This window comes from Candidatus Bandiella numerosa (assembly GCF_021811875.1).
Taxonomy (GTDB): Bacteria; Pseudomonadota; Alphaproteobacteria; order Rickettsiales; family Midichloriaceae; genus Aquirickettsia; species Aquirickettsia numerosa_A.
On sequence record NZ_JAJBJD010000032.1, the window covers coordinates 1 to 8,784 of the forward strand.

At 31.4% G+C, this 8,784-nt stretch carries 10 protein-coding genes, 1 tRNA gene and 1 pseudogene; 6 read left to right on the forward strand and 6 right to left on the reverse strand.

The window, feature by feature from the left end:
• Nucleotides 1-133: 133 nt before the first annotated feature.
• From L8D11_RS02020 to fdxA, 3 genes are all read right to left on the reverse strand, one after another.
• On the reverse strand, nt 134-397 hold the full coding sequence (locus L8D11_RS02020) for a hypothetical protein (protein ID WP_236870010.1): 264 nt from the start codon (nt 395-397) through the stop codon (nt 134-136).
• Nucleotides 398-426: 29 nt separating this feature from the next.
• Nucleotides 427-636 (reverse strand): hypothetical protein, encoded by a 210-nt coding sequence (locus tag L8D11_RS02025; RefSeq protein WP_236870011.1) that lies wholly within the window; start codon nt 634-636, stop codon nt 427-429.
• Nucleotides 637-697: 61 nt separating this feature from the next.
• Nucleotides 698-1,024, reverse strand: coding sequence for a ferredoxin FdxA (fdxA, locus tag L8D11_RS02030; RefSeq protein ID WP_236870012.1), 327 nt, complete (start codon nt 1,022-1,024; stop codon nt 698-700).
• Between the two features lie 136 nt (nt 1,025-1,160).
• Here fdxA and L8D11_RS02035 point away from each other — a divergent pair.
• The 3 genes and pseudogenes from L8D11_RS02035 (at nt 1,161) to nusB (ending at nt 2,175) form a co-directional block, all read left to right on the forward strand.
• Nucleotides 1,161-1,245, forward strand: a tRNA-Leu gene (locus L8D11_RS02035).
• A gap of 19 nt (nt 1,246-1,264) precedes the next feature.
• Nucleotides 1,265-1,706 (forward strand): annotated as a pseudogene (gene ribH, locus L8D11_RS05970) (6,7-dimethyl-8-ribityllumazine synthase).
• Entirely contained in the window at nt 1,678-2,175 is a 498-nt protein-coding gene (gene nusB, locus L8D11_RS02045) for a transcription antitermination factor NusB (protein ID WP_236870014.1), read from the forward strand. Before ribH ends, nusB begins: the two are co-directional and overlap by 29 nt.
• 126 nt (nt 2,176-2,301) lie before the next feature.
• On the opposite strand, the gene L8D11_RS02050 is transcribed toward nusB, so the two are convergent.
• The 3 genes from L8D11_RS02050 to xseB form a co-directional block, all read right to left on the reverse strand.
• Nucleotides 2,302-3,975, reverse strand: a complete 1,674-nt coding sequence (locus L8D11_RS02050; protein WP_236870015.1) for an HlyD family type I secretion periplasmic adaptor subunit — start codon at nt 3,973-3,975, stop codon at nt 2,302-2,304.
• 19 nt (nt 3,976-3,994) lie between these two features.
• On the reverse strand, nt 3,995-5,713 hold the full coding sequence (locus L8D11_RS02055; protein WP_236870016.1) for a type I secretion system permease/ATPase: 1,719 nt from the start codon (nt 5,711-5,713) through the stop codon (nt 3,995-3,997).
• A gap of 77 nt (nt 5,714-5,790) precedes the next feature.
• A complete protein-coding gene (gene xseB, locus L8D11_RS02060) occupies nt 5,791-6,051 on the reverse strand; it encodes an exodeoxyribonuclease VII small subunit (protein ID WP_236870017.1) in 261 nt (86 codons plus the stop codon).
• Nucleotides 6,052-6,111: 60 nt separating this feature from the next.
• Here xseB and L8D11_RS02065 point away from each other — a divergent pair, with 60 nt between their 5' ends.
• The 3 genes from L8D11_RS02065 to L8D11_RS02075 all read left to right on the forward strand — a co-directional run bounded on the left by L8D11_RS02065 (nt 6,112) and on the right by L8D11_RS02075 (nt 8,637).
• Nucleotides 6,112-6,396 carry an NADH dehydrogenase ubiquinone Fe-S protein 4 gene (locus L8D11_RS02065; RefSeq protein WP_236870018.1) on the forward strand — a complete coding sequence of 95 codons (285 nt, stop codon included), beginning with the start codon at nt 6,112-6,114 and terminating at the stop codon, nt 6,394-6,396.
• Nucleotides 6,397-6,565: 169 nt separating this feature from the next.
• Complete coding sequence (gene hisS, locus L8D11_RS02070; RefSeq protein ID WP_236870019.1) at nt 6,566-7,819, forward strand: histidine--tRNA ligase; 1,254 nt, start codon at nt 6,566-6,568, stop codon at nt 7,817-7,819.
• A gap of 2 nt (nt 7,820-7,821) precedes the next feature.
• Nucleotides 7,822-8,637 carry a division plane positioning ATPase MipZ gene (locus tag L8D11_RS02075; protein WP_236870020.1) on the forward strand — a complete coding sequence of 272 codons (816 nt, stop codon included), beginning with the start codon at nt 7,822-7,824 and terminating at the stop codon, nt 8,635-8,637.
• Nucleotides 8,638-8,784: the final 147 nt, after the last annotated feature.

Below are 8,784 nucleotides of genomic sequence, written 5' to 3' on the forward strand. Positions count from 1 at the left end.
ATTTCTACTTTCTTAATTAGCCTCTCTGATACTACCTCGCCTTTTTCTTTTTTTCTTACTATTATTTCAAAATCCATTTGATACCTGTATTGTTTTAGGTCAAAGGTTAGCACTTTTCCTATTTATATGCTATCTAATATTTATGCTTCCTTCTCCAGCTGCCATTGACTGGCTTTTTTCTTTTTCTAAATCTTCCTTCAAGTATTGGCATAAACTTTACCACCCATCTTTGTAAAGTGGCGTGATCTATGTTGAGTCCTCTCAACCCGCCTATCTCTTCTATCTCTCTATAACTTAGAGAATATCTTCCTTTCATATACAGCGATATCATAATGATTTCTGGGCCATATTCATGGTTCTTAAAATACTGCATTAATTTTGGGTCTACTTTCAACATTATTACCAGCAACTTTTTCTTTCAGAATATCAAAGATTCTTATGCGTTTCAACAGATGCGACAGAACCCGTAATTTGCGATTTTACAGCGAATAAATCTATCAATACTTTGATTGCATAATTGTATATTAGTGGGAAAATAGCATTAGCAAATGGTGCCTGCAGCATCAGTAAATACCACCATTTATATGGTTTAATGACAGACCATAGGAAGGATAATACTTTTTGTGGTTTATGCATAATCGCCTTTCTTGGCATCAAGTTCTGGTAGAGGGAGTATTCATAAAAAGATAGCAATACACTATTTAATATTTTCATAAAAATATTTTTCGTACTTATCTTCTTCATCCTCAAAGTTTTTAGCATCTTTTAGAGCTTCCTTTTTCTCAGTAATATTGGGCCAAATATCAGAGTACTTTTTGTTAATTTCAAGCCATTTAATCAATTTGCTTGATTCTGGTTCTATAGCACCTACAGGACATTCAGGTTCACAAACACCACAATCTATACATTCTTCCGGATTTATCACTATCATATTTTTTCCTTCGTAGAAACAATCTACTGGGCACACTTCAACACAATCGGTATATTTACATTTTATACATTTATCTGTAACTACGTATGTCATGGTTGCTTATTTCATTAATTTTTCTTGATTTAAAATTTATTAAGTGTATTAAATTGTTATAACAAATTGGTTCAAGGACATTATATCTATTTTATTGATTAATAAAAGTATTATAACATTGCACTTGGATACTTTTGCGGATGTGGCGGAATTGGCAGACGCGCTAGACTTAGGATCTAGTGCCGCAAGGCGTGTGGGTTCAAGTCCCTCCATCCGCACCAAATAAAAAGTTTTTATCTAATGACTAAAATTTTAATTTCGATATCAGATTATTACAAAGATATTTCTAAACTTTTGTGGGATTCTACTGTTTCGACACTCGAAAAAAATAGTATGAATTACGAACAAATTATTGTTCCAGGAGCTTTTGAGCTGGCAAGCTCAATAAATATGGGATTAGAGACATTTGAATACAATGGGGTGATAGCACTAGGATGCGTCATAAGAGGTGAAACTTCTCATTATGACTTAATTACACGTGAATGTGCGAGCAATTCAAGATATCTCTATTTATTATTCTATCCCATTAGGATTTGGCGTACTAACGGTTGATAATATTGATCAGGCATTAAGTAGAGCAAAAAAATATGGCGAAAATGCTGCAAACGCATGCATTCAGATGATCAAGGTTAAAGATCAATTTATGATATATAATGATAAAAGATATTCAAAATTTAACTGATAATTCTGAATATCTATCTCTTTATCCAGCTAGAATCCTAGTGGTACAGACTTTGTATTCTATCGATATTTTAAATAAAAAAAAAGATATAGAGCAAATTTCGTTAGATTATATTGAGTATCACGTTGAAAAATACTCAAATCAAAACTTAGATGAAAAATTTTATTATGAGTTATTAAGCTCTACTATTGATAATACCTCAAGCATTGATGAACTAATTAGGACAAATTTAAATAAAAAATGGAGGTTGGAAAGGTTGCCTAAATTAGTATTGGCCATCTTGAGGGTTGGTATTGCTGATATATCGATAATGAATCATCTAGAAGTTGCTACCATAATTAATGATTATCTTCAGATTACAAAATCGCTAAACCATTCAGAGGAATTGGGTTTTATTAATAGCATATTGGACAAAATAGCAAAGGATTTAAAAAGAGACGTAGAACTTAGTATTTGTAACATATTGTAAAATTGTTGCCTAAGTATTAAGATTTATCCACTAAGTTATCTGCCATATCTGAGCTATAAGCTTGTTATTTTTTTATGGAGATTTTTTTTGAAGAGAGTAAATAAATGCAATAAAATGCAATAATTATTACGGCTCTTTAAACGCTTTATGGAAGCTATCTTTAATTGGAGAATAAAGGTACTCTGCGAAACTCCTAGTTCCTTTAACAATAAACACTGTCACTGGCATACCTGGAAATAATTTAATATCTGTATTAACCTTTGCAAGTTCTTCAGGTGTAACCTCAATTTTAGCTTTATAATAACCCATTGGAGCTAATTTAGGTTGCCCAGGACCCATCATACCTTGTGATTCTTTATCAAACTTATCAGCTGAAATATAAATAACATTGCCTTGAATCCTCGGCACTAATCTGGCTTTATATGCATTCAATTGAATTCTTGCAGTACTACCTATATTAATACTGTCTATTTCATGTGCAGGAATAAATGCCTCAATCACTAAATTATCATCTTGAGGAATAATTTCTAAAAGTGGTTTATCGTTTTGGCGTATCGCTGAACCAACAGTATGCACATTTAATCCGGTAACCACTCCAGCATTAGGAGCAGTTATGTTAGTTCTTTCATGAGAATCTTTTGCTTGTAGATACTGCGCTTCCAATGTAAGCAATTCTGTATGATTTCTTTTGAAATCTTCTGCAATTTTGACATTTTGCTCATCTAAAAAATTTGCCTTTCTTGCAATTACTTCTGAAATTTTATGTTCTTCAGATAATTTTGCTGCTTTATCTTCTAGAACCTGCCCCTTATATCTTTGCAATTCAACTTTAGCTATAGATAAATTGTTTAAGTTCTCTAACTGACTCTCATATAATTTTTTCTTTCTTTCATATTCTTTTGCATAAGTTATAATATTTTCACTATAAGACTTTATCCTTTCATCAATAGACTCAATCTTTGCTTTAATTTGTTCGATTTGTGTGCCATTAGTCTTTATGCTATTTTCTATAAATAACCGATACGAATTAAACGCATTTGCCTGAGCTTTTATCAATTCCGTAATTTTTTGATCCGATGTGTCAAGATACTTGCTATCGAACTTAATTTGTAAATTCTTAACATCCTCACTATCTTCCTTAGTATCACCTGAAACATCTTTATCTTGGTAGTATGATATAAGTTTTATACTCTGCCTCAATCTTTCATCAACTATGATAGCATAACGTAATTGCCATAATACTTTTTCCAATTCGGATTTAGTACGAGCTTCATTCAATATAATTAATGATTGTCCTTTTTTTACCTTATCTCCATCCTTAACCAAAATTTTATCCACCACACCACCTTCCAGATGGTATATTTGCTTTCTGTGATCACTTAAAATGACGTGGCCCTCAGCTATTGATGCACTATCAAGTGGAGCTAACGCACTCCATATACCAAAAAATCCTAAAGTTATAGCAACTGCAAGAAGTCCAAATTTTATTGGATATTTAATTTGATTTGATATTTCTTTTTCATTTTTTTCTACATAACTAGACTTTTCTAGTGTTATGCCAAATAAAAAATCTTTGGTCTCTTTTAAAAGTTCTTGAAAAGCCTTAATATCCAGAATTTTGTAATTTTTATATTTTTCTACTAAATTTTCTTCAAACTCCTCGCTTACCGAAATCGTTTTTTTCCCCCTAGTGGATAAATCATGCTCCATCTGAGATTTCTTATTTATATCATTTTCGGAAATAACTTCAATATCCTTTTCCTTTATAACTTTTGTCTCTTCTTTTTTATTTTTTATCATGGTATTACTCTCTTTAAATTTATGCCCCTATGCTTGCTTTTCCAACTGATTGAGCTTCTTTTAATTTTGCCATTACATCTTTTTTAGGCCCGAAAGATGCAACCATTCCATCTTTCATAACCAATATTTTATCCACAATACTTAATATTGATGTTTTGTGTGATATTATGATGGTCGTAATTTCTTTTTCCTTTGCAACTGAAATGGCAGTCATCAATGCTTCCTCACCTTGCGTATCCAAACTAGCATTTGGCTCATCTAATACAATAAATTTTGGGGTACCATAAAAAGTTCTGGCCAATCCTATCCTTTGTTTTTGCCCACCTGAAAGCATTGAACCATCTAAACCCACATTAGTATCATACCCTTGAGGTAATTGCAAAACCATATCATGAACTCCTGCAAGTTGCGCCGCAATGACTACATCTTCGTAATGTGGATCAGAGTGCATTCTAGCAATGTTTTCTTTAACTGTACCAGAAAATAATTCAACATCTTGTGGTAAGTAACCTATATGCGGCCCCAATTCTTCTTTTTTCCAATCTTTTAAGCTTGCTCCATCAATTCTTATTGTACCAATACTTGGATTAGCAATCCCTACTAATAATTTCGCAAGAGTTGTTTTGCCTGAAGCGCTAGGCCCTATTATAGCTAAGACTTCTCCTTTATTTAGTGAGAAATTTATGCCTTTTAAAATATGCTTTGGCACTCCTTGTGGCGCGTGATAAACATTTTCAACTTCAATTTCTCCCTCAGGTTCCGGTAAAGACATTCTATCGCTATCACTACTGTATCTGTTAAATGATTTTGCAAGTCTTTCGTATGATTTACGACATGTAATAAAGCCCTTCCATGAATTTATAGCAGCTTCAAATGGAGCCAATGCTCTACCAACAAGAGATGAACTAGCAATAATTGTCCCAGAAGTAATTTGCCCCTGAATCACCAAGTATGCACCAAGCGCAGTTACTGAAATTTGAATAACTAATCTGAAAAATTTGGTAATTTCCATGAATATAGCTTGCCTTTTTGTAACAAGATTTTGAGTTTGCTGAACCTCTTGGTTCATTTTTTGCCAAGACGATATAATATTATTTTTCATGCCCATAACTTCGATCACTTCAGCGTTTCTTGTGGATTGATCTACTTGCCTCATGCTTTTGATAAAATTCTCGTTATTCATTTCAATAAGTGGTTTGGTAGATCTATCTGCAATGATACCAAATATTATCAACACCACTCCTGAGATCAGCGCTAAAAAGCCTATTGACGTATGCAAAATAAATAATACTATAATAAATATTATTGCCCATGGCATATCCATGATAGAAATCAATCCAGGACTAGTTAAAAATGTCTTTACTGTTTGTAAATCCCTTAGTTGCTGACTATTTGCCATTGCCTTAGATTCTAATGCAAGCTTAATTGAATTTGAAAATACTACTTCAGATAGCTTATCTTCTAGCCAGCTCCCCATTTTATTCATTGCAAAAGCCCTTGCCGCTTGAATTAATCCAAGTAGCGCTAAAGCTAAAATGATCACTAACGTTAACATTAAAAGTGTATCAGTATTTTGACTACCCAATACTCTATCTAACACCTGCATTGAAAAAAGTGGCGTTGAAAGCATAAGTAGGTTGATTAAGCACCCAAATAACAGCACAAATTTTACCATTATCTTGCACGAGAGCAAGGCATCTCTTAATGGGTTGTTAGGAATTTCATTACTATTTTTCATTTAATTTTACTGCTCCCTAGTTTTTATACTTTATATAGTAACAAAAAAAATATAGACAAGAGTCTATATTGTAATATTTAATTTTTACCATTGATGTTCACAGTCTCGGTACCAATTTTATCCTTATCTTTAACAATTTTCTCTATCCTCAGCTTAGCATTTTCTAATTTATTTTTGCAATGTTCTTGTAGTTTAATCCCTTCTGAATATAAATTGATGGCATTTTCTAATTCAACATTTCCACTTTCTAAACTATCAATTATCTCTTCCAACCGTTTCATTGATTGCTCAAAAGTTAATTTAGATACACTGCTGACGCTCATTACTTGAATATTCAAATATAACTATATATAATAATGTATAACTTAAGTTAAGCTCATTTTCAAATTTATAATAAAATGATTGTTAAAATATACAAAGACTATCGAACACCCACTCAATCTGGAACTGCCAATATAAATCAGTGGATTTTAGAATTTATATCAATTGATGATAGATTTCAGGAACAAATTATGGGGTGGACTGGAAGTAGCAATATGTATCCAAGCGAGGTTAAGTTACGTTTTGAAGATAAAAATCAAGCAGTAAAATTTGCGGAAAAAAATAAATTAGAATTTTTCATTCAAGAATATACTGAGGGAGAAAAAACTATAAAGTCTTACGTCAATAACTATTTAGAATGATAAAATTTTTTCCTATATTCCCAAATTAAATATGCACCCAAGGGCATTTCAAAGATATTAAGTTAATTTTAAAAAAATTGTATGACTTGAAAAAATGACTTTTTAGTATTTTTGGGATATACAAATAGTATTCAAAGTTGGTAATAGCACGTTATATTAATATAAGAAAATGAAATTGCAAAAAATAAGAGGAGTTGTTGACTTATATGATAAAGAAATAGATCTGTTTAATTACATTATAAGTATCGCACAAAAATTAGCCAAGCTATATTGCTTTCAGGAGATATCTACTCCTATTATGGAAAATAGTGAAGTGTTTCACAGGACTTTAGGGGAAACATCAGATATTGTTAATAAGGAAACATATAGCTTTTTAGATCGTGATAAAACTCACATTACTTTAAGACCAGAATTCACAGCAGCTATTGTTCGTGCAGTAATTTCAAATAGTATGTTGCAGTCAATTCCATTACGTCTATTTAGTTATGGCCCATTATTTAGACATGAGCGCCCTCAAAAATGTAGATTAAGGCAGTTTCATCAAATAAACTATGAATATATTGGATCTAATAATCTCAACGTTGATGTTGAGCTAATAATGCTTGCTAACGACATTCTGAAAGAACTTGAAATCAATAACAATGCTAAGCTTGTTGTTAATACCTTAGGGAACAATGAGTGTAGAAATAAATATAAAACTGCATTGATAGAATACCTATTAAAATATAAAGACGAGTTATCAGAAATTAGTCAGCAAAGATTGGAAAAAAACCCTCTACGCATCTTAGATACAAAAAATAACAAAGAGCAAGAGATATTAAATGACGCCCCAATCTTGTATAACTTTATTGATAAAGACTCAAAAATTAGATTTGAAGCAATTTTATCACGCCTTAAAGATTTCAATATAAATTTTGAACACTCCAATAAGTTAGTCAGAGGGATGGATTATTATTCTGATTTTGTTTTTGAGTTTGTTACAGGCGATTTAGGTAGCCAAGGAACAATTTTAGCTGGCGGGAGGTATAATACATTAATATTGCAAATGGGGGGTAATTTAACTCCAGCGGCAGGTTTTGCTGGAGGAATTGAAAGAATGCTAGAGTTATTGCAAACCAAACAAAAATTAATAGAAAAAGAAGCACAAATATATTTAATTCCTATTGGTGAATTGGCAGAAAATCATGGAATTAAAATAGCGCAAGAATTTAGAGGAGCTCAAATTAACACGTTAATTGACTATGGTATACCACTTAAAAAAAAGATGCAAAAAGCAAACAAATTAGGAGTTAAATATTCAGTTTTATTTGGTGATGAAGAGCTGAATGACAATATATACATTCTGAAAAATATGCTTACTGGTGATGAAAAAAAGCTTAAAATAGAAGAATTAATTAATTTTTTAAAAGAAATAACTTTATAGAAATGGCTCATATAATTGTTTTTGGTAATGAAAAAGGTGGTTCTGGCAAAACAACAACGGCAATGCATCTTATTATTTCTTTGCTATATTTGGACTTTAAAGTAGCAACTCTTGATATCGATCATAGACAAGAATCTTTAACTAGATATATAGAAAATAGAAAAAACACAATTGATAGTGAAAAAATAGAGCTTAAACTGCCTATTCATTTCAAATTAAATAAGAAATACAATATTAATCAGGTAATTGAATATACGAATGATGATATTGAGGAATTAGAAAATTTGTTAAGTGAATTAGATGGGGAATTTGATTTCATAATAATTGATACACCTGGAAATGACAATCTTCTGAATAGACATGCGCATTATATTGCAGATACTATAATAACTCCCATTAATGATAGTTTTGTAGATGTTGACCTGCTTGGAAAAGTTGATCCCAATGATTTCAGCAAAGCGATTCCTGGAATATACAGCTCTATGGTGTGGGAACAAAAAAAATTGAGAGCTTTCAAAAAAAATAAAGAGTTGCAGTGGATAGTTGTTAGAAATAGATTATCTTCTACAAATGTAATAAATAAAAGAAATGTTGCTTCTGCCATAAAGCATTTAGGAAAAAAATTGGGATTTTTTATATCTCCAGGCTTTGGAGATAGAGTAATATTTAAAGAATTATTTTTGAGAGGATTAACCCTGTTAGATGCGGGAAAAAGCAATGATTTAATCAAATTAAACACTTCAGTAATTGCAGCAAGACAAGAATTACGAGAATTTATATACGCATTAAAACTTGCCGAGATTAGCAAAAAAATATAGCATAATGAAACATCAATAAGTTAAGACCATTGCATAATAGGCAGAAAGAAACATATATGATAGAATGAAAAGATAAGTACATACGAAAGAGGAGGCAAAATGTCATTTTTAGTAAGAGAAGCAGAAGAACGTATAGAGAAGAGTAAG

Coding starts and splice junctions, on each gene's coding strand:
- L8D11_RS02055 (WP_236870016.1), bottom strand. CDS start 5,713: ATGAAAAATAGTAATGAAATTCCTAACAACCCATTAAGAGATGCCTTG.
- L8D11_RS02025 (WP_236870011.1), bottom strand. CDS start 636: ATGCATAAACCACAAAAAGTATTATCCTTCCTATGGTCTGTCATTAAA.
- nusB (WP_236870014.1), top strand. CDS start 1,678: ATGATAAAAGATATTCAAAATTTAACTGATAATTCTGAATATCTATCT.
- hisS (WP_236870019.1), top strand. CDS start 6,566: ATGAAATTGCAAAAAATAAGAGGAGTTGTTGACTTATATGATAAAGAA.
- L8D11_RS02050 (WP_236870015.1), bottom strand. CDS start 3,975: ATGATAAAAAATAAAAAAGAAGAGACAAAAGTTATAAAGGAAAAGGAT.
- L8D11_RS02075 (WP_236870020.1), top strand. CDS start 7,822: ATGGCTCATATAATTGTTTTTGGTAATGAAAAAGGTGGTTCTGGCAAA.
- fdxA (WP_236870012.1), bottom strand. CDS start 1,024: ATGACATACGTAGTTACAGATAAATGTATAAAATGTAAATATACCGAT.
- L8D11_RS02020 (WP_236870010.1), bottom strand. CDS start 397: ATGTTGAAAGTAGACCCAAAATTAATGCAGTATTTTAAGAACCATGAA.
- L8D11_RS02065 (WP_236870018.1), top strand. CDS start 6,112: ATGATTGTTAAAATATACAAAGACTATCGAACACCCACTCAATCTGGA.